Origin of the sequence: Nocardia bovistercoris, from assembly GCF_015674855.1 — a bacterium.
GTDB lineage: Bacteria > Actinomycetota > Actinomycetes > Mycobacteriales > Mycobacteriaceae > Nocardia > Nocardia bovistercoris.
In genome coordinates, this window is the sequence record NZ_JADMLG010000006.1 from 164,013 (window position 1) to 182,544 (window position 18,532).

Annotated in this window: 20 protein-coding genes; 12 read left to right on the forward strand and 8 right to left on the reverse strand. The window is 68.6% G+C overall.

The window, feature by feature from the left end; all coding sequences use genetic code 11:
* Window positions 1–2 precede the first annotated feature (2 nt).
* Both IT779_RS38535 and IT779_RS16480 read left to right on the forward strand, forming a co-directional pair.
* Window positions 3–302: a cytochrome C oxidase subunit IV family protein gene (locus tag IT779_RS38535; RefSeq protein ID WP_196150195.1), complete on the forward strand. Its 300-nt coding sequence runs from the start codon at window positions 3–5 to the stop codon at window positions 300–302.
* Between the two features lie 108 nt (window positions 303–410).
* Window positions 411–1,322 carry an RDD family protein gene (locus IT779_RS16480; RefSeq protein WP_196150196.1) on the forward strand — a complete coding sequence of 304 codons (912 nt, stop codon included), beginning with the start codon at window positions 411–413 and terminating at the stop codon, window positions 1,320–1,322.
* A gap of 162 nt (window positions 1,323–1,484) precedes the next feature.
* Here IT779_RS16480 and IT779_RS16485 read toward each other — a convergent pair whose 3' ends face one another.
* A complete protein-coding gene (locus IT779_RS16485; protein ID WP_196150197.1) occupies window positions 1,485–2,249 on the reverse strand; it encodes an SDR family oxidoreductase in 765 nt (254 codons plus the stop codon).
* A 179-nt stretch (window positions 2,250–2,428) separates the two neighbouring features.
* Window positions 2,429–3,349 carry an alpha/beta fold hydrolase gene (locus IT779_RS16490; protein ID WP_196150198.1) on the reverse strand — a complete coding sequence of 307 codons (921 nt, stop codon included), beginning with the start codon at window positions 3,347–3,349 and terminating at the stop codon, window positions 2,429–2,431.
* A gap of 97 nt (window positions 3,350–3,446) precedes the next feature.
* Between IT779_RS16490 and IT779_RS16495 the strand changes: the two genes are divergently transcribed.
* The 3 genes from IT779_RS16495 to IT779_RS16505 all read left to right on the forward strand — a co-directional run bounded on the left by IT779_RS16495 (window position 3,447) and on the right by IT779_RS16505 (window position 6,857).
* Window positions 3,447–4,052: a TetR/AcrR family transcriptional regulator gene (locus IT779_RS16495; protein WP_196150199.1), complete on the forward strand. Its 606-nt coding sequence runs from the start codon at window positions 3,447–3,449 to the stop codon at window positions 4,050–4,052.
* A complete protein-coding gene (locus IT779_RS16500) occupies window positions 4,049–4,558 on the forward strand; it encodes a hypothetical protein (RefSeq protein ID WP_196150200.1) in 510 nt (169 codons plus the stop codon). The genes IT779_RS16495 and IT779_RS16500 overlap by 4 nt, the downstream gene beginning before the upstream one ends.
* An 85-nt stretch (window positions 4,559–4,643) precedes the next feature.
* Complete coding sequence (locus IT779_RS16505; protein ID WP_196150201.1) at window positions 4,644–6,857, forward strand: molybdopterin-containing oxidoreductase family protein; 2,214 nt, start codon at window positions 4,644–4,646, stop codon at window positions 6,855–6,857.
* A 6-nt stretch (window positions 6,858–6,863) separates the two neighbouring features.
* Here the strand turns inward: IT779_RS16505 and IT779_RS16510 are convergent, their stop codons facing one another.
* Entirely contained in the window at window positions 6,864–8,369 is a 1,506-nt protein-coding gene (locus IT779_RS16510) for a sulfatase-like hydrolase/transferase (RefSeq protein ID WP_196150202.1), read from the reverse strand.
* Between the two features lie 388 nt (window positions 8,370–8,757).
* Window positions 8,758–9,774, reverse strand: a complete 1,017-nt coding sequence (locus IT779_RS16515; RefSeq protein WP_196150203.1) for an MHYT domain-containing protein — start codon at window positions 9,772–9,774, stop codon at window positions 8,758–8,760.
* Between the two features lie 557 nt (window positions 9,775–10,331).
* Between IT779_RS16515 and IT779_RS16520 the strand changes: the two genes are divergently transcribed.
* Window positions 10,332–10,820 (forward strand): hypothetical protein, encoded by a 489-nt coding sequence (locus IT779_RS16520; RefSeq protein WP_408637767.1) that lies wholly within the window; start codon window positions 10,332–10,334, stop codon window positions 10,818–10,820.
* 111 nt (window positions 10,821–10,931) lie between these two features.
* Here the strand turns inward: IT779_RS16520 and IT779_RS16525 are convergent, their stop codons facing one another.
* Window positions 10,932–11,609 carry a methyltransferase domain-containing protein gene (locus IT779_RS16525; RefSeq protein ID WP_196150205.1) on the reverse strand — a complete coding sequence of 226 codons (678 nt, stop codon included), beginning with the start codon at window positions 11,607–11,609 and terminating at the stop codon, window positions 10,932–10,934.
* A gap of 72 nt (window positions 11,610–11,681) precedes the next feature.
* On the opposite strand from IT779_RS16525, the gene IT779_RS16530 reads away from it, so the two are divergent.
* Window positions 11,682–12,560, forward strand: coding sequence for a helix-turn-helix transcriptional regulator (locus tag IT779_RS16530; protein ID WP_196150206.1), 879 nt, complete (start codon window positions 11,682–11,684; stop codon window positions 12,558–12,560).
* A gap of 3 nt (window positions 12,561–12,563) precedes the next feature.
* Here the strand turns inward: IT779_RS16530 and IT779_RS16535 are convergent, their stop codons facing one another.
* Window positions 12,564–12,854, reverse strand: a complete 291-nt coding sequence (locus tag IT779_RS16535) for a hypothetical protein (RefSeq protein ID WP_196150207.1) — start codon at window positions 12,852–12,854, stop codon at window positions 12,564–12,566.
* A gap of 389 nt (window positions 12,855–13,243) precedes the next feature.
* Here IT779_RS16535 and IT779_RS16540 point away from each other — a divergent pair, with 389 nt between their 5' ends.
* The 4 genes from IT779_RS16540 to IT779_RS16555 all read left to right on the forward strand — a co-directional run bounded on the left by IT779_RS16540 (window position 13,244) and on the right by IT779_RS16555 (window position 15,610).
* Complete coding sequence (locus IT779_RS16540; RefSeq protein ID WP_196150208.1) at window positions 13,244–14,236, forward strand: iron-containing redox enzyme family protein; 993 nt, start codon at window positions 13,244–13,246, stop codon at window positions 14,234–14,236.
* A 3-nt stretch (window positions 14,237–14,239) separates the two neighbouring features.
* Window positions 14,240–14,449: a CDGSH iron-sulfur domain-containing protein gene (locus IT779_RS16545; protein WP_196150209.1), complete on the forward strand. Its 210-nt coding sequence runs from the start codon at window positions 14,240–14,242 to the stop codon at window positions 14,447–14,449.
* Window positions 14,450–14,514: 65 nt separating this feature from the next.
* Window positions 14,515–15,105 (forward strand): DUF6328 family protein, encoded by a 591-nt coding sequence (locus IT779_RS16550; RefSeq protein ID WP_232541811.1) that lies wholly within the window; start codon window positions 14,515–14,517, stop codon window positions 15,103–15,105.
* Between the two features lie 85 nt (window positions 15,106–15,190).
* Window positions 15,191–15,610 (forward strand): CBS domain-containing protein, encoded by a 420-nt coding sequence (locus IT779_RS16555; RefSeq protein WP_196150210.1) that lies wholly within the window; start codon window positions 15,191–15,193, stop codon window positions 15,608–15,610.
* 84 nt (window positions 15,611–15,694) lie between these two features.
* Here the strand turns inward: IT779_RS16555 and IT779_RS16560 are convergent, their stop codons facing one another.
* Both IT779_RS16560 and IT779_RS16565 read right to left on the reverse strand, forming a co-directional pair.
* Window positions 15,695–16,519, reverse strand: coding sequence for a SigB/SigF/SigG family RNA polymerase sigma factor (locus tag IT779_RS16560; protein ID WP_196150211.1), 825 nt, complete (start codon window positions 16,517–16,519; stop codon window positions 15,695–15,697).
* A gap of 296 nt (window positions 16,520–16,815) precedes the next feature.
* Window positions 16,816–17,604 (reverse strand): crotonase/enoyl-CoA hydratase family protein, encoded by a 789-nt coding sequence (locus IT779_RS16565; protein ID WP_196150212.1) that lies wholly within the window; start codon window positions 17,602–17,604, stop codon window positions 16,816–16,818.
* A gap of 144 nt (window positions 17,605–17,748) precedes the next feature.
* On the opposite strand from IT779_RS16565, the gene IT779_RS16570 reads away from it, so the two are divergent.
* On the forward strand, window positions 17,749–18,318 hold the full coding sequence (locus IT779_RS16570) for a TetR/AcrR family transcriptional regulator (RefSeq protein WP_196150213.1): 570 nt from the start codon (window positions 17,749–17,751) through the stop codon (window positions 18,316–18,318).
* Window positions 18,319–18,532: the final 214 nt, after the last annotated feature.

Consider the following 18,532-nt stretch of genomic DNA (forward strand, 5'->3'; position numbering starts at 1 on the left):
CCGTGACCACCGCCACCGACCGCGACGCTCGCGACAAGCGACTCGTCGTCTACACCTGGATCGCACTCACCGCGACCACCCTGCTGGCCTGGCGCCTGAGCCCGGGCCACGGCGACGCCGCCACCGCACTCGGCAAGGAACTCATAGCGGGCATCGTCGTGTTGGGCGCCGTCAAATGCCGACTGATCATCGGCAACTTCATGGAAATCCGCCACGCCCCACGCGCATTGCGAATCGCCCTCGACATCTGGCTGGTCGTCCTCTGGGCCGCCCTGTTCGGCATCTACCTCTACTCCACCTGAGCCCTCGCGCCCGTCCCGTCGATCGATCGGCCGATACCGCACCCACTCGGCGTGCACCTACCGTGTCCTGGTCACGGTAGGTGCACTCGATTCGGGATGGGGTTGCTGATGGCCGAGAATCCGGCGGTCACGGAAACGACGGCGGGACGGCGGGTCGCCGCGTGGGCGGTGGATTTCGCGCTCGTCCTCGGATGCGCCGCGCTACTCGGGTCGCTGACCCACTACCGGATCGCCGACTACCTCTCGGGCTGGGTCGAACTCGGCGGAACCGGCGCGTGGGAGGTCATCCGGTCCAACGGCGACTGGGGCGGCGCGGGCAAGACATTCGGCATGGACGTCGTGAATTCGGTGCTCATGCTGATCATCCAGGCGTTCGTGGCGCTGATCGTCGCGACCTTCCTCTATCAATTCGTCGGATTCGCCTGGAAAGGAGCGACTTTCGGCCGCTTCCTGCTCGACCTCGAGGTGCGGGCGGTCGCGGGCGACGACGGCCGACTCGGGCGGGCGAGGGCGGCGCGGCGCGCGCTGGCGGGCACGATGACCGATGTCGGACTGTATTCGTTCGCGTGCATCGCCCTGCTGGCGGGCCGATTCGCGCTGTCGGTCGCGCTGTGGGTGCTCGCGGTCGCCGTGCTCGCGACCAACGCGCTGTTCGCGGCCGGTGCGAGCAGGCGCTCGCTGGTCGACCGCCTCGCGGGCACGGCAGTGGCGCGCTCGGGACTGCTGCGCGAATCGTGGCATGCCGCCCGCGACCACGCGGCGGTGGAGCGCGGAATCCGCGGCGCCCGAGCGGGATTCGAACGCGTCCAGGCGACCACCGGTCAGATCCGGGAATCCGAGCGGGTCGCACAGTTGCGCGATCTCGGCCAGGACGCCGGGCGGCGCGGGCGCGACACCGCTCGACAGGCGCTGTCCTCCGAGCGCGGACAGCAGGCGCGGCGGGCGGCCGAGTGGGCGGGCGCGAGTCTGAAAGGCGCCTACGACAAGCGCCGCGATTCCGGACGGCCGCCGGGTCGGTGACATGAGGCAGGCATATCGACCACCGAGACATCTCCCCGACCGACCCGCCGACTTCCGATCCGTGGCGACGGTCTCGAACTTCGTCGGGATATTCGGTGACGAAGCGGTGTCCCGCGCAAATGGCTGTCCACCTCCGAAATGCCACGAGAGAGCCTGCGGTGCTCAGGGTTCGGAGTCGGCGCGGAGGTGTTCGGCGAGCCAGGTGTCGAAGGTGGTGTGGGAGAGGTCGGCGCCTTCGTCGGGGAGCAGCTCGGGACCGGACAGGACGGCACCGAAGTACGGTGCTTCGGGGTCGGCGGATACGGTGCCCGGGTCGCCGTTGGCTCGGAGCCCGTCGGCGACGAAGTCGGCGAGGCGGAAGACCTCGGGACCGCCGATTTCGAGTGTTCCGTTCAATGGGGCGCCGAGGGCGACCCGGGCGACGGCGGCGGAGACGTCGGCGGCGGCCATCGGTTGAATGGCCGCGGAGGTGAGGCGGATTCGATCGCCGCCGGTGGCCGACCGCGCGATGCCCTCGAAGAATTCGAAGAACTGGGTCGCGCGGACGATCGAGTACGGGATCGTCGAGGACTCGATGAGCTGCTCCTGCGCTACCTTGGCGCGCATGTATCCGCTGTCGGTCAGGCGTTCGGCGCCGACCACCGACAGGGCGACGTGATGGGTCACGCCCGCCGCCGACTCGGCCGTCAGAAGGTTGGTCGTCGCGCCGGTGAAGAAGTCGAGGACGGCGGCGTCTTCGAAGGACGGCGAGTTGGAGACGTCGACGACTACCCGCGCGCCGCGCAGCGCCTCCTCGAGACCCGCGCCGGTGCGAGTGTTCACGCCCGTCCCTGGCGAGGCGGCGAGGGCGTCGTGGCCCTCGTCCCGCAGTCGTGCGACCACTTTCGCGCCGATGAGCCCGGTACCGCCGATGACGACGACCTTCATGTGTGCACCCTCTCGTCAGCCGGGCGGCACACGGTGAGCCGTCCGGTCTTCAACAAGGACCGCGCAGCCTATCGATCCGTGACATTCCAGAGGTCGAACCCGAACCATTCTCCCACCGGCGCACACCGCCGAACATGCGGCCGGGTGCCACGGTCCGGTGTCGGTTCCGCGGCGACTCGTCAGTGCGGCGCGCTCGGGGCGGGATCACGGGTGAAATCCCGGATCAGCTCGGCGAGTTCGAGCGGCCGGTCGCCCTGCACCGAATGGCCCGCGCCCTCGACCGTCTCGACCCGCGCGCCCGGCAGGCGACGCAGCAGTTCGGCGCTGTCGGCGTCGTCCACGACCGGTGAGCGCCCGCCGCGCACCAGCAGCAGCGGGACGCGCAGGGCGGTGACATCGTCCCAGTGCGGGGTCAGGTCGAGGGAACCGTCGGCGGTCGGGCGGATCCGGTCGTAGCGCCACACCCAGCGGCCGTCGGGTCGGGGGCGCGCGTTGTGCAGCACGCCGCGCCGCAGCGACCGGACCGAGCGCGTCGGATTGTGCGTGACGGTGTGTTCGAGGATGTCGTCGAAGCCGGCGAAGTCCGCGGGTCCGCCGACGAAGGCGACGATGGCCGCGGTCTTGCCGGGATGGCTGCCGACGCCGGGGGTGACATCGACCAGGATCAGGCGGCGCACCAGGTCGGGGCGCAGGGTGGCCAGGCTGAGCGCGGTGAATCCGCCCAGTGACATGCCGACGACCGCGGACGCGCGCGGGGCGAGCGCGTCGATCGCGGTAGCGACGGCGGCGGCCATCCGCGGCGGGGTGTAGAGATGGTCGGGCCACCAGTCCGAATGACCGTGCCCCGGCAGGTCGAGCGCGAGCAGCGGGCGGTCCAAGGCCAGCGCGACCGTGTCCCAGGTGTGCGCGTTCTGCGCGCCGCCGTGCAGCAGCACCAGTTCCGGTTCGCCGTCACCCCAGCGCAGGCCGCTCACCGCGAGTCCGGCGCCGGTGTCGACGGCGACTCGGCGCACCGGCGGCGGCCCGTGCCAGTCCAATCCGGCGTCGTCCGCGTTCTCCGGGAGCAGGGCGAATTCGTCCGGCAGATGCGTGTCCGTCATGTCGATCAGTATGCGCGGAGAGAGCCTTGTCACAGCAGGCGAACTGACCTACTGTGTGTTCACTAGGTTTTGGTCGGTCGGCGATCGAGGTGGTGTGGTGACGGTTCCGCGTCCGTATGCGTCATTGTTGGCCAAGGGTGAGGACCGTCGGCAACTGATCATCACCGTCGCGCAGCGACTGCTCACCTCGAACGGCTGGCGGTCGACCAGTCTGGCGGCGATCGCGCGCGAAGCCGGAGTGTCTCCGGCGGGTTTGCTGCACCATTTCGCGTCGAAGGAAGCGCTGTTGCACGCGGTGCTCGATGCCCGCGACGCCGACGACGCGGTGAACGCCGATCTGACCGGCGACCTGATCGCGGAGATCGGCAAGGTGGCGGATCGGATCGGGCGCGCGCCGGAACTGGTCGGCACGTTCGTCGTGATGCTCGTGGAGAATTTGCAGCCCGACGCGCCGCTGCACGACCGGTTGCTCGACCGGTGGCGGATCGCGGTGGGAATCGTGGCGGACATGTTGCGCCAAGGACAGCAGGACGGCCGCTACCGCGCGGACTTCGACGCCGAAGTGCGCGCGGTGGAAATCGTGGCGTTCATCAACGGAATGGAGATCTCATGGCTACTCGATCACTCGATTCCATTGGCGGAGGTGTTCGCGGAGTACGCGAAAGCGTTGGAGCGGGACCTGAACCGAGGGACGGCGCGGTGAGGTACCGCCTCGACGTGGTCGCGCACGAGGTCGCCGATGTCGTGGAGTCCGCGGGCGGGTGGATCTTCGACCGCGCGGTCGCAGGCTGGGAGGTGACGGTCCTGGTACCCGGCGTCGGGACCGACTGTCGGGCGTTACGGATTCTCGGTGCGCAGGTGGTGGATCTGGAATCGGTGATGGCCGCGCGGGGTCAGGGCCGCCGCCCCGACACCGTCGCCATTTCGGCCGCGGTGTGCGACAAGGACGCCAGGGCCAACCGCGGCCTGCTCAAGGCGCTGCACGACGGCGGTGTGGAGGTGGTGGTCTGGGGTGACAGCTGGATCTCCCCGCCGCAGCACCGGGTCGAACCCGTCGCGCACCACTTGAGCGTGGCCGCACAGGCTTTCAAGGTTCAGGCGCTCACGGCCATCTCCGCGGCGCCGTCGCCGAGCGCCCCGATCGAGGTGTTCCGCACCGGCCAGTCGCTGTTCCCGCCGATGGGCGCGGATCTCGTTCCCGCCGGCTGAGTTTCCCCTCGGCCGAGTTGCCCGCGGAGTCCTTTCCGCGGCGGCCGCCGCGAAGCGAGCCGGAAGAGTAGGGAGGCAGTCCGCGATGACCGAGTCGTTCGCCGAACCGGCACGGGTGGCATACACCTTCTGCCGATACTGCCCGGCCGCGTGCGGGCTGAAGGTGACCGTGCAGGGCAACCGGGTCACCAAAATCGTTCCCGACAAACGCAATCCGCACAGTTGGCGGGATTTCTGCGGCAAGGGCCGCACCGCCAACCGCCTCGTCGAACACCCGCGCCGCATCACCGCGCCCATGCGGCGGGTCGGCGACCGCTACGTGGAAGCGAGCTGGGACGAGGCCATCGCCGATATCGCGGCGCGGATGAACGCCGCCATCGCCCGCGGCGGCCCCGACGCCGTCGGCGTCTACTACGGCAATCCGGCCGGATTCTCCTCCTCGAACCTGGTTTTCATGAACGGCTGGCTCGACGGCATCGGCACCAACAACCGGTACGCGGTCGGTTCGGTGGACCAGAACTCGGTGCACGTGGTCGCCGAGGCGATGTACGGGTCGACGCTGATGGTGCTGACCTCCGATATCGACCGGTGCGACTACTTCCTGCTCGTCGGCGCCAATCCCGCGGTGAGCGCCTGGAATTGGCTGGAATCGGCGCCGGGCGGCTGGGGTCGGGCGCAGCGGCGGCGCCGCGACGGCGCCACCGTCGTCGTGGTCGACCCGGTGCGCACGGTCAGCGCCGACGACGCCGACATCCACCTCGCGGTGCGGCCGGGACAGGACTGGGCGCTGCTGCTCGCGATGGTCGCGATCATTCTCGACGAGGGACTCGACGACCGCTCCGCGCACGCCGACCTGGTCACCGGATTCCCGCAGCTGCGCGAACTCGTCGCCGAAGCCGACCTCGCCGATCTCGCCGCCCGCTGCGACATCCCGCTCGACCGGATCCGCGAGGTGGCGCGCGGATTCGCCGCCGCGCCGCGCGCCATGGTGGTGACCCGCACCGGGCTGTCCCTGCACGCCGCGGGCACGATCGCCGAATGGCTCGGCCACGTGCTCAACGTGATCACCGGTCGGATCGACCAGCCGGGCGGCCGCCGGTTCGAACCCGGATACATCGACACGCTGCGCTTGGCCGACCTCGCGGGCGGCGCACCGCATCTCAGCAGGGTCGCCGGTCGCGGCATGGTCGCGGGCGCGCACGCGCTGGCCGAACTGCCCGCTGAGATCACCACTCCCGGTCGAGGCCAGATCCGCGCGATGCTGATCAACAGCGGCAACCCGGTGGTGTCCGGTCCCGACGGCGCGGCGCTCGACGCGGCGCTGGCCGAACTCGACCTGCTGGTGGTCGTCGATTTCGTGCAGCGCGAAAGTCACCGGCACGCGCACTGGCTGCTGCCCGCCGTGCACTGGCTCGAACGCGACGACCTGCTCGCCCTGACCAGCGGCCTGCACGACCAGCCCTACGTGCAGTTCGGCGCGCAGGTGGTTCGCCCGCCCGAGCAGGCCCGCGAGGAGTGGCGGATCTTCCTCGATCTCGCCCTCGCGATGCGGGCTCCGCTGTTCGGAGCGCGCGGCGTCAACACCTTCATGCGCGCCACCCGCGCGGCGGCCCGACTGCTGCGCAAACCGGGAATCGCCTTCGGCCCGCACTGGATTCACCGCCTGATGATCGCCACCTCGCGCAAATACGACGGCAAGCGCGTAACCTGGCGAAAGGTCACCGAGAATCCGCACGGCCTGATCCTCGGCCCGCGCGAATACGGACACTTCCGCGCCGCGCTGCGCACCCCGGACAAGCGAATCGCCCTCGCCCCACCGCAATTCCTCGCCCGCACCCGCGAACTACTCGCGCGACGCCCGAGTGCGCCGTCGCCCGAATTCCCGTTCCTGCTCGGCAATCAGCGCAGACGGCACTCCATGAACTCCTGGCTCAACGAGCTACCCGGACTGCACAATTCCGGCAAGTCCAACGACATAGCCATCCACCCCGACGACGCCGCCGCACTCGGCATCGCCACGGGCGACACCGTACGCGTCTACTCCCCCACCGCCTCGATCGAACTGCGCGCCCGACTCGACGACCGCCCGCGCCGCGGCGTCGTCATCATCGATCACGGCTGGGGCTCACGGATATTCGACCCGCACGGACAGCAACCCCCGCTGTCCTACGGCGCCAACCGCAACCTGCTGGTCGACGCCACCGACCTCGACCCGCTCTCCCAGACCTCGGCGCTCAACGCGGTCCACGTGAACGTCGAACCGCTGCCGAGTCGAGCACCGACCGTCGGCACGCGCTAGTCGGGATCAGCGGCAGCCCGCGCCCTTGCAGGCGACGAGTTCGTTCAGGCGGCGGTCGAGTTCGTCCACCACGTCGGCGTGCGCGGCGCGGCCTTCGGGGGTCTTGATCAGGTTGGTCAGCTGGTAGGGGTCGGTGCGCAGGTCGTAGAGTTCGTATTCGCGCTCGGCCGAGGGGCGTTCGCGTTCGTACCAGCGGACGTACAGGTGGTCGCGGGTGCGGACGCCGCTCCATGACGGTACGTCGAGTGCGTACATGATCGGAGTGTCGGTGCCGGGTACCTGTTCCTGCGCGATGCCGTCGCGGCCGCTCATGCCCGCGCCGCCGTATTCCGCGACGAAATCGGTTCGCCACGAGGCGGTGTCGCCGCGCAGCACCGGCGCCAGCGACATGCCGTCGACGCGCGCCGGGATCGGTAGGCCCGCCCAGTCCAGGATGGTCGGCATGAAGTCGATCGACAGCGCCATCGCGTCGGTGCGGCCGCGGGCGATGCCCGGCCCCGCGACGGCGAGCGGCACGCGCATGGATTCCTCGTAGGGCGCCATCTTCTGGGTAAGGCGGTGCGCGCCGAGGTTGTAGCCGTTGTCGGAGGTGAAGATCAGGTAGGTGTTGTCGAGTTCGCCGGTGCGGGAGAGGGTTTCGACGATGCTCGCGACCATCTCGTCCAGCGATCTCAGCGCGCCGAGTCGCAGCGTGTAGTCGGGGTCGTTGGTCACGTCGATGGTGGCCGAGCGGACGCCCGCGGTGTCGATGAGCCAGCTCGGTTTGTCGGAGACGTCGGGTTCCTGGTAGTTCGGCGAGCGCGGTGCGGCGGTGGGCCGGGTCTCGGGTACGTGCCGCGGCGCGGGCGGGATCGGGAAATGCGGTGCGGTGGAGGCCGCGTACCAGAAGAACGGCCGTCCCGATGCCGCGGCGTCGGCGATGAAGCGCTCGGATTTGCGCGCCACCACGTCGGTCTCGTAATCCTGCGGCGCCACACCGTATTTGACCAGCGTGCCGTTCTCGTTGAGCGTGTAGTTGTAGCCGGAGTAGAGGAAGTTGTCGACGCCCGCGTGCCATTCGTCCCAGCCGGGCGGGATGTGGCCGGGATCGTGTTCGAGACCGTTGAGGTATTTGCCCGCCATCCCGGTCCGGTAGCCCGCGTCGTGCAACGCCACCGCGATCGTGTCGGCTTCGTTGCCGTTGCGGACGAAGGATTCGAACCCGCCCACCTCGCCCGAGTTGGTGAGCACCCCGGTGTTGTGACCGTATTCGCCGGTCAGGATCGCCGAGCGAGCCGCGCAGCAGATCGGCAGCGGCGCGAACCCGTCGGTGAACTCCATGCCGCGATCGCGGATGAGCCGCGCGGTGTGCGGCATCGCCGCCCACACCGGAGTGGTGGCGGCATCGAGGTCGTCGGCGAGGATCACGACCACATTGGGGCGGTGATCGTCCTGGGCCGACACGGTGGGAACCGCGACGCAGGCCGCTACCGCGAGGACCACGACCGAGGCTCGGCACAACACGGCGAACATATCGACTCCTCGATATCGACGGTCCGGCACGGCGGTGTGCGCGGAGGCGGGCTCGACCCGCACCGCGCATCCTAGAGCCGGGTCGCGCCCGGCGGCCTGAACGGCGCGCCGGGCGCCTGGCCTGCGATGATTCGGAACCGAGGCGGCGATATCACGACACCATCCACTGCTTGCGCGGCGGCGCCGCTGTCCGGGGCCCGGTGTTCGCCGGGCGCGCGCCCGGGCGACGAACCGCAGGAGCGCGCGTAGCGCCCGGCCGCCGGTCGGCGCCACACGCTCAGTGGCGATCCGACATGTCGGGATCGTGCCGTGGCGCCGAAGACATGGGGTGACTCCAGGCCGGTTCGGACCGGCGGGCCACGCGGAGACGGAGCGCCGACCCGGCGGTTCAGCTGATTCTGCGGGTCTGCGCTTCGGCGTTACGCAGTCGCAACCGTTGCTGCGCCAGTCTGCGCGGACGCGGCGTCGGCGGTGTGGACTCGGTGGCGGCAGCGTCCCGTTCGGCGGGGGTCCGCTCGGAACGGGTCGGCCAGTACTGATTGGCGTTCGGGTCGGCGGTCGGGCGCGACTCCTCGCGCTTGTCCTCCCACCACGGGTTGAGTTCCAACTGCGCCGCGCGACTGCTCGCGCGCAGCGAAACGCCCGATCTGTCGGTGCCGGCGGCCCGTGCGCGTTCCCGCGTGTTCGCGCGGTCGCTCGAGGTCAGCCCGACGCTGATGAGCAGCAGCATGGTGATGATGCTGATGCCCGCGATCAGCGGTCCGAGCAGTTGCAGCGCGTCCGCGCCGGGCGGGGTGCCGTGATGGCCGCTGTGTTCGGCGTGCATGGATGCCATCCCGGTGTAGTGCATTCCGGAGACGGCGACGCCCATGAGCAGCGCGGCGCCGATGGTGGCGAACGCCCCCGCGACGTGCAGCGTGAACCACAGCGCCGCGGTTGCCGCGACCACGGCGATCGCGATGGACAGTGTCACCAGGCCCGCGTCGTAGCTGATATTCGCGTCGGATTTCATCGCGTACATGCCCGTGTAGTGCATGCTCGCGACGCCGAGTCCGGTCACGGCGCCGCCTGCGAGCAGCGCGGGCAGGCGGGGTTCGGGCCGGACGACGAGCAGCAGGCCGATCCAGACCACGCCGACCGCGGTGACGGCGCTGAGCAATGTCAGCGGCACGTTGTAGCGGATCTGCGCGCCTTGGATCGAGAATCCGAGCATCGCGATGAAATGCATGACCCAGATTCCGCTGCCGCCGATCGCGAGGGCCGACAATGCCAGCCAACCGAGACGTCCGTTGCCTTGTCTCGCGCGTTCGGCGCATTGCAATCCGAGTAGGCAGCCGATGAACGACATCACATAGGACAGCAGGGGCGTGAACCACCCGTGACTGAAGTGGTAAATCTCTAGCACAGCACCAAACCCCCACTGTCAGCAGTGGACACGCTCTGAACGAAAACTGATGGTCGAACCGACTTTACGACAATTGACGAGTGTCAAACTAGGCGAAATATATGATTTGCGCCACTCTTTGTTTAGAATTCGGACACACTGTTCGATAGCTATTCGCTGTTGCAGCAATAAGTTAGCTATCTATTTCGGCCCTTGTGGCATTCGAGTTCGACCGTGCTCTCACTTCCTCCAGCGATCGAATTCGGCGACTGTTCGACTCGATGGAAATCGAGAAGCATTGCCGCCCAGCGCCGATCGGACGGCCGACACACCGAGGGCCCGCGCTCCGGTGACACTCGCGGGGCGAGATGTATTCGGCCGGACTCGGCGTGGCGTCCCGGCGACACGCGGACGCCGCGCCTACCATGAGCACGCTGTGTGACGTGGCGGCGCCACACAGTTCCCGGGGAAGCGCCCCGCCCGGCGGCACCGCATGCCGGGCGGGGCGTACTTCGCTCACTTCGGCCGACGAACCTGTGGCGACCAACCTGTTGCGCCGACGGACGCACTCATCGATGATCGAACGGGTGACCAAGGTTACCCTTACCACCGAGCTGCCGATCGGCGCGGAGGTCGCGTGCGCGCTGGCCCGCACGCCGGAACTGTTCCTTCACCTGGTCGCCCCGATCCTCACGGCGCCCCACCTGCGATTCCCACAGCCGGTCGTACCGGGCGTCGAGGCCTCGGCGCGACTGTGGTGGTTCGGCGCGCTGCCCACTTGGCGCCACCACCTGCGACTCGTGCGCCTCGAACCGCACAGCATCTACACCAACGAGTGGGGCGGACCGGTGCGCACCTGGAACCACCTGCTGACCTTCGAACCCATCGGCGAGTCCCGCTGCCGCTACACCGACGAGATCGAACTCGGGGACGGACCGCGCGGGATCCCGGTCGCCCTGTTCGCGCGGCTCATGTTCCGGCACCGGCACCGTCGCTGGCGAAAGCTGGCCACCTTGCTCGCCAACAGCGGACTCGACCTGCGCCCCTCCCCTACCGACCGCCCCTGAGCGCGCACGCCGTTCAGCCGGATTCGCCGTACATACGAATGGCCGCCCACCGGGATCTGTTACCCGTGCCGCGTCGAACGCACAGTTCCGGGACCGGTGACGACGCTCCGCTCAGTCGACACGGACGGCACGGTAGAAGGTGATCCGTCCGAGGATGCGGTGCGGACGGAAAGCGGTTTCCGCGCAGTCGAATCCGGCCGCGCGCAGAATGTTCGGAATACGGTCGCCGAGGTTTCCCTCGAGGTGGCGGCCGCGCAGTTGGATCCGCGCGCCGATTCCGTCGTCGGGAGTCATCCGGCCGCCGATATCGGCGAGGTGCAGGCTGCCGCCGGGACGGAGCACGCGCCGGACCTCTTGCGCCACAGCGGCCTTCACCTCGGCGTCCAGGTGGTGGAACATCATCGAGGACAGCACCCGGTCGAAGGTCGCGTCGGCGTAGGGCAGGTCCTGTCCGTAGCCGCGTTCGAATCGTATCCCGCTCGCGCCGTGCACCTTTCGCTGGGCACGGGCCAGCGCCTTCGGATCGGGATCGGAGCCGACGACCTCGGCGGACGGCCGGGCGCGCGCTGCGGCGATGGCCAGTTCACCGGTACCGCAGCCGATTTCGAGTACGCGGTGGTCGGCGGCGATATCGGCCTGGTCGAGCAGGGCGGCGTGCACGCCGGGCGTGCCGAGCAGGCGGGTGATCAGATCGTAGGCGGGCAGCAGCGCGTCACGCCCGGCGGCGGGCAGGTAGTCGTGGCGGTTGCCGAGCGAGTGGGTCACGGAGTCTGTCGTCTTTTCGGTCATGACCCCATGGTGGGCGTTCCGCCCGCCGGAAAGTGGGCTGATATTCGGGAGAACTTGGACTATCTTCGGTACATGTCGGACGGGCGATGGCAGGCAACGAGGATGGTGCGACAGCATCGCGGCGTGCCGGTCTACGAGTACCGCACCGACCCGGCCACACCGCCGGTGTCGGTGCTCCGCTTGGGGCCGCTCACCCCATCCGACCTGGAATATCAGCACATTCACGACTTCCCGCTGCTCATCTACGTGCGGACCGAGGCCGTCGTCTACGTGGTGGCGCCTGGCCAGGTGATCGACACCGACGGCATCGCGCTACCGGACAGCAGTACGACGATCTTCTTCGATCCCGACGCGCTCGGCGGCCGGGCGCGCGGGGCGTGGCCGACCTGGCGGCGACACCCGCTGCTCTCGCCGTTCCTGCACGCGCGGCGCGGCGGCCTGCTGCGGGTCGAGTTACCCGCCGAGCACGACCTGTGGGAACACGAGATGACCGCCATCGAGACCGAACTCGAGCACCGACGCGCCGGGTACCGCGAGGCCGTGCTGGCGCGGCTGACCCTGCTGCTGATCGAACTCGCGCGCCTGACCTCCGATATCGTCGGCGGGCTCCGCGACATCGGTGAACCGTTGCTGGCCAGGGTGTTCGAGGTGATCGACGAGCGGTACGCCGATGTGCTGTCGCTGCGGGACGTGGCCGCGGCGGTCGGTGTGACGCCCGGCCATCTGACCACCGTGGTGCGCCGCCGCACCGGGCGCACGGTCCAGGACTGGATCATCGAACGCCGGATGGCCGCGGCGCGAGAACTGTTGGCGGACAGCGATATGCCGATAAGCGAGGTGGCACACCGCGTCGGACTGCCCGATCCGGCCTATTTCGCCCGTGTGTTCCGCCGTGCGCACGACCTCTCGCCCCGCGACTGGCGCAATCGACTTCCCCGGACCGACGCGTGAAGGTCAGAGATAGACGAGTTCGCACTCCAGCAGCCGGTCGCCGCCGAGGTACTGCGCCAACTGCTCCGGGGTGAACTGCCCGGCCAACTTCTCGTGCCGTCGCGCGATCTCCGCGCCGTCCTCGGCGTTGATCTCGGCGAAGCCCTCGTCGCTGTAGTACTCGATGTAGGTGTAGACGCCGCGTTCGAGGTTCTCGTAGGTGTAGACGACCGGGAATCTCCCAATGGACGGATCGAGGGTGTACTCGGTGCCGTCGATCTCGACGGCGGTCCGGACAGTGTTGATGATGTTCATGCGGGCTCCGTCGCGCTCGAGTCGTCCTCTCGACTGAACCGCACCGCGTGAGCCCGAGTCAACGTTAGGTCCGCTACACCTGATTCGCGACGAGGACGAGCCGATCGACCCGCGCCACGACGGACGCACACGCCCGGACACGATGCCGTCACGAGCGGCTCGCCGCGACGAACGGCGGACGCACCGCTTCGAAGTGCGGGCGCATCCACACCGCGTTTGATTCAGCACACAACGGGCAAACTTCCACTACCCGGCGTTCGAAGGGAGAACCGATGAACATCCACGTTGTACCGCGCCGCGTTCTGGTTCGAGCCGCTCGGCGCGGGTAGCCGAGCGGCGGCGGTGTGCCATCGACACCGCCGGTTCGGCTTCGTCAGGAGGACTGCCCGATGACCGTCTTGTCGGCACCGGTTTCGACCCTGCCCACCCCGCGCGGCCCCGCCTCGGCCGCCCTGTGCGACGCGCTGCGCGGCGAGCCCGGCACCGCCGTCACGATGCCTGCCGTCACCGACCCGTTCGGCGAGGATCTGCATCTGGCCCTGCACACCTGCTACGAGCTGCACTACCAGGGCTTTCCCGAGGTCGACGGCGAGTGGGAGTGGGATGCCGGGCTGCTCGCCGTGCGCGCCGAATGGGAGCGGCTCTACCTGGACGCGCTCCGCGATTCGGTGCCGGGCGGCGACGACCTCGACGCGGCGCTCGGCACGCTGCTGCGCACCCCCGCGGAATCGTCGGGACCGAGTGCGTACCTGCGCGACGAGGGCGACTGGTCGCATATGCGCGAATACTTCGTGCACCGCTCGATCTACCACCACAAGGAAGCCGACCCGTACGCGTGGGTGATCCCGCGACTACGCGGTCAGGCCAAGGCATCGCTGGTCGCGGTCGAATTCGACGAATTCGGCGGCGGGCGCGGCGACCGCGTGCACGCGCGCCTCTACGCCGACCTGCTGGACGGCGCCGGGCTCGACTCCGAATACCTGCACTACCTCGACGTGGTTCCCGAGCCGATGCTGGCCCTGGTGAACATGATGTCGCTGTTCGGTCTGCATCGGCGCCTGCGCGGCGCCTCGGTGGGGCATTTCGCGACCGTCGAGATCACCTCGCCGCCCGGTGCGGCCCGCATGGTGGCGGCGCTGACCCGGCTCGACGCAGACCCGGCGTGCACGCGCTTCTACCGCGAGCACGTCGAAGCCGACGCCGTGCACGAGCAGGTCATGCGACGTGAGGTGATCGGCGATCTCCTCGACCGTGAACCCGATCAGCGCGCCGCCGTGGTGTTCGGCATCCAGGTCACCGAATTCCTCGAGGACCGTTTCGCCGACCATGTCCTCGGCGCGTGGCATGCCGACCGCAGTTCGCTGCGCGACGGGTCGTGGTGAGTCGTGACGACCGAGCGTGTGCCGCGCCGCGTCACCTACACCGAGGACGGCCCGGTCCTGGTCGAGGGGCCGATCGAGATCCACACCGCCGATGGGCGCACCATTCGCTGCGATCGGTTCGCGGTGGCGCTGTGCCTGTGTCACCGGTCCAAGACCTATCCGCTCTGCGATACCAGTCACCGCAAGCACACGCGTGCTCCCGACACCGTTTGACCGGCGGTTGTGCGGGTATCGCGAAAGACACATGCTTTCCGAGACACCCGCACCACGAGACCCTGATGACCGATTCGATCCGGCGCCACACCGTGGGCCGCGACGCGAACGAGCGCGGCGCGCTCGACCCAGGCGAACCGCAAGCCCACCGCGAAGGCGCGGCGGACGATGCGGACAATCGCGATGTGCGCGGCGAGAACCGAATTCAGCAACTCGACCGCAATCTCGCGAGTCTGCTCCAGGAGTTGCGCGTGGTGCAGACCGGTGTCCAGTTGCTGACCGGCTTCCTGCTGACCCTGCCGTTCCAGAACCGCTTCGCCGACCTGTCCGCACCCATGCGCTACCTGTACCTGGGTGTGGTCACGGCGTCGATCGCCGCGACCGTCTTCCTCACCGCCCCGGTAGTCGCGCACCGCGTGCTGTTCCGGCGCGGGCGCATGGCGCAGGTGGTGGTTTCCGCGCACCGGTGCGCGCTGCTCGGTCTGGGCTTGCTCGGGCTCGCGGTCGCAGGTGTCGCGGTACTCATCTTCGACGTCGTGGCGGGCGCCCCGGCCGCCATCGCCGCGGGCGTCGGCGCGGCCGTGCTGTTCGGGCTCGTCTGGATGGCGTATCCGTGGTGGCAGCGCACCCACCGGGAATTCCAAGACGGCGATTGACCGGCTACGGCTGGTTCGACCGACCCTCTGCGGGTATCGCCGGGAAGAGAGCCTATGTGGCTCCGTTCGGACCAGGGAGGGTTTCATGACCACCGCACGCGACATCATGACAGCGGACGTGCAATGCGTGCGCTCGACCGACCCCGTCATCGCCGCGGCCGAGCTGATGACGGATCTGAACATCGGCGCGCTGCCGATCTGCGGCGCCGACGACAGCCTCGAAGGCATGCTCACCGACCGGGACATCGTGGTCAGGGTGGTGGCCGAGCGCAAGGATCCGCTCGTGCTGCCGGTGGGCGAACTCGCCGAGGGCACGCCGGTCACCGTCGACGCCGACGACGATGTGCGCAAGGTCGTCTCGGTCATGTCCCAGCACCAGATCCGACGGCTGCCGGTGCTCGAGGCGGGCAAGCTCGTCGGCATCATCGCGCAGGCCGATATCGCGGTCGAGCTGGGTCACGCGGAGACCGGCAACACCGTCGAGGCCGTGTCCATCGACTACTGAGCGGCCGCCGAATCATTCGACGGCGCAGCATATACCGAACCCGGCACGGTGAATGACCTTGGCCGGGTTCGCTTTCCGTTTCCGCTACCGGTTGGCTGCGGCGCGCAGATCGCGCAGGATGCGGGTCAGCGTGCGCGAGATGTGCATCTGTGACACACCCAGTTTCGCCGCGATCTGCGACTGCGATTCGTCACGGAAGAAACGCAGGTAGAGCACGCGCTTGTCGGAGTCGGCAAGATCGTCGAGCAATGGTGAGGCGACCATGGTCTGCACGGTCAGCTCGTATTCCGGGTCGTCCTCGCCGTAGATCTCGGAGACCGGTGCGGCGCCCGACGCGTCGTCGTCGTCGGCGCGGGCGTCCATCGAATCGGTGCGATAGGCGTTGCCCGCCAACAGCGCCTGCGTGACCTCGGACAGGTCGAGGTTCAGTTCGAGGGCGATCTCGATGGCCGTCGGCATCCGCCCGAGCCGCTGCGCCAGATCCTCGACGGCGGGCCCGATGGTCAGTTGAATTTCCTTGACGCGCCTTGGTACTCGCACCGACCAGGTGTGGTCGCGGAAATGGCGGCGGACCTCGCCCATGATGGTGGGGACCGCGTAGGCGAGGAACGAATCGCCCCGCTGCGGATCGAACCGGTCGATGGCGAGCACCAAACCCAGGCTCGCGACCTGGTGCAGGTCGTCGTAATTCTCGCCGCGTCCGGTGAAACGACGTGCGATATGGTCCGCCAGCGGAAGGCAGCGACGCACCATCCGCTCCCGCGCGGCACGCCACTCGGCGGTGCCGGGCGGCATCAGCGCGAATTCGCGCAATTCCGTTTCTATGCCTTCGTAGGAATCCCGCCCTCGGCGGCGCGTGTCCGCTTTCCCTCGCACCGACGCCGCCCCGATCGTCGCAGGCTGGTTCATGACTGACCTCCCGCAGCCCCGGTTGCCCGAGCAAACGGCTTGGTCTCAACCGCTCACTTCGATGGGCCGCACGTCCAGTCTTCCACCGTGCGCCCAAGCGGTCAGTACAACGAACGAAGAATCGGGCCGCGGGCGTACGCTGAGCGAAATCGTTATCCCGAATATCGTCATGACCGGCGGCGCGCCACCACGCGCATTTCACGGAACCAATTCGTTATGCGGATCGATCATGCTGCCGGAGCAGCCCGCGAATATTCCCGTCCTGGTCGCGGCCCGGTGCATCCGACATCGGGGTGTCAGCGTAGAGACCCGGATACCCGCCGACCGTTGCGACCAGCGCCTCGGGCGAACTCCATGGCTCCGTACTCCAGCTCTCCTGATTCCAATGTCGCTCGGGCCAAACGGATTTCATTGGCAATCGCCGCCTTCTCATCGAGGTCGACGGCGTCGACGAGTGCCCGCCGGTCGTTGCGCATCGCTGTTTGCGGAACCGAGGCCAGCTCCGCGGCGATTTCCGATGCCGTCGCGAGTGCCGCGCCGTCGTCGACGACCCGGGTGAGCAGTCCGATGGCCAACGCCTCGGGCGCGGTGACGGTGCGGCCGGTGAGCATCAGGTCCATGGCCCGCCCGTAGCCGATCAGTCGAGGCAGCCGCACGGAGGCCAGATCGCAGGAGGGCACACCGAACCGTCGATTGAACATGCCGAAATATGCCGATCTGCCCGCGACGCGGAGGTCACACCACGCGGCCAGTTCCAGACCCCCGGCGACGGCGGGGCCTTCGATCGCGGCGATCACCGGCTTCGACAGCGACAGTCGGACCGGACCCATCGGGGCGAATGTCCCCTCCTCTTCCAGTGGTTTGCGTTCGCCCTCGGCGATCGCCATGAGGTCCGCGCCCGCGCAGAATGCCGCGCCCGCACCGGTCAGGATCGCGACGCGGCTGGAGTCGTCGCGATCGAAGCGTTCGAACGCTTCGATCAGGGCGGTCGCGGTGGGCAGGTCGACGGCGTTCTTTCGGTCCGACCGGTCGATGGTCACCACGGTGACGCCGGAATGCTTTGTGACAGTGACGGTTCTACTCATCGCTGAACTCTCCTCGCGCGAGGGTGGGCGAGATCCGGGTGCGGCCATCGACCCGGACGCCGCTTCTAGGTCGATCGACTTAGAAAGTAGAGCGAGTATGTTCTAAGTCGATCGACTTAGTCAAGAACGTCAGGAGGTGCACCGGTGCCGCGACAAACCCGCAACCGGATGATTCAGCAGGCGGCTCTGCTGTTCCGCAGCCGCGGCTACGGCGCGACCGGTATCCGGGAGATCGCCAACCAGGCGGGGGCGCACCGCGGCGTGATCTACCACCACTTCCCGCGCGGCAAGACCGAGGTGGCCGAGGAGGTGCTGGCCGCCACCGACGCCACCGTGGGCGGGTTCATCGACTCGTGGTGCGCCAACCAGGACCCGGCGACAGCGGTACGGGCGATCGTCGCGGGTATCAAGATGATGTCGACCGGCGGTGAGCATCCCCCCGGCAGCCCGGTGGCGGCCATCACCGTTGGCGCCTGCCCCGATGACGACCATCTGCGCGAGACAGCCCTCGGCATCTACCAGCGGTGGCAGGGTGCGTTTCGAGACTGCCTGCGCCGCGACGGAGTGCCCGAGCCGCAAGCATCGAACCTGGCGACGGTGCTGATCGCAGGCATCGAAGGCGCCCTCGTACTGTGCCGCGCCGAGGGCGGCAATGCCGCGTTGGACCGCCTGGAGGCCGCCATGTTGTCCATGGTGGCGACACGTGAGCGCTGATCTGTCGTTTGCACCGCAGCTTGCCGGGTAGCACGAGCGTGGCTCACCGATCTGGTCGCAGGCCGGAGTCGATGAGGCGCCCGCCTCGGTCGGGCGGTTCCTGAACCCCACAGCGGCCTACCCGCCGATGGCGGACCTGCTCCAGAGCCGGTGTCGGGAAGATCATCGAAGCGGTGCCACGGTGGCGGCGAGCGGGTAGCGTCGGCGGCGGTCG

Coding starts and splice junctions, on each gene's coding strand:
- IT779_RS16480 (WP_196150196.1), top strand. CDS start 411: ATGGCCGAGAATCCGGCGGTCACGGAAACGACGGCGGGACGGCGGGTC.
- IT779_RS16485 (WP_196150197.1), bottom strand. CDS start 2,249: ATGAAGGTCGTCGTCATCGGCGGTACCGGGCTCATCGGCGCGAAAGTG.
- IT779_RS16490 (WP_196150198.1), bottom strand. CDS start 3,349: ATGACGGACACGCATCTGCCGGACGAATTCGCCCTGCTCCCGGAGAAC.
- IT779_RS16505 (WP_196150201.1), top strand. CDS start 4,644: ATGACCGAGTCGTTCGCCGAACCGGCACGGGTGGCATACACCTTCTGC.
- IT779_RS16510 (WP_196150202.1), bottom strand. CDS start 8,369: ATGTTCGCCGTGTTGTGCCGAGCCTCGGTCGTGGTCCTCGCGGTAGCG.
- IT779_RS16525 (WP_196150205.1), bottom strand. CDS start 11,609: ATGACCGAAAAGACGACAGACTCCGTGACCCACTCGCTCGGCAACCGC.
- IT779_RS16530 (WP_196150206.1), top strand. CDS start 11,682: ATGTCGGACGGGCGATGGCAGGCAACGAGGATGGTGCGACAGCATCGC.
- IT779_RS16535 (WP_196150207.1), bottom strand. CDS start 12,854: ATGAACATCATCAACACTGTCCGGACCGCCGTCGAGATCGACGGCACC.
- IT779_RS16540 (WP_196150208.1), top strand. CDS start 13,244: ATGACCGTCTTGTCGGCACCGGTTTCGACCCTGCCCACCCCGCGCGGC.
- IT779_RS16550 (WP_232541811.1), top strand. CDS start 14,515: ATGACCGATTCGATCCGGCGCCACACCGTGGGCCGCGACGCGAACGAG.
- IT779_RS16555 (WP_196150210.1), top strand. CDS start 15,191: ATGACCACCGCACGCGACATCATGACAGCGGACGTGCAATGCGTGCGC.
- IT779_RS16560 (WP_196150211.1), bottom strand. CDS start 16,519: ATGAACCAGCCTGCGACGATCGGGGCGGCGTCGGTGCGAGGGAAAGCG.
- IT779_RS16565 (WP_196150212.1), bottom strand. CDS start 17,604: ATGAGTAGAACCGTCACTGTCACAAAGCATTCCGGCGTCACCGTGGTG.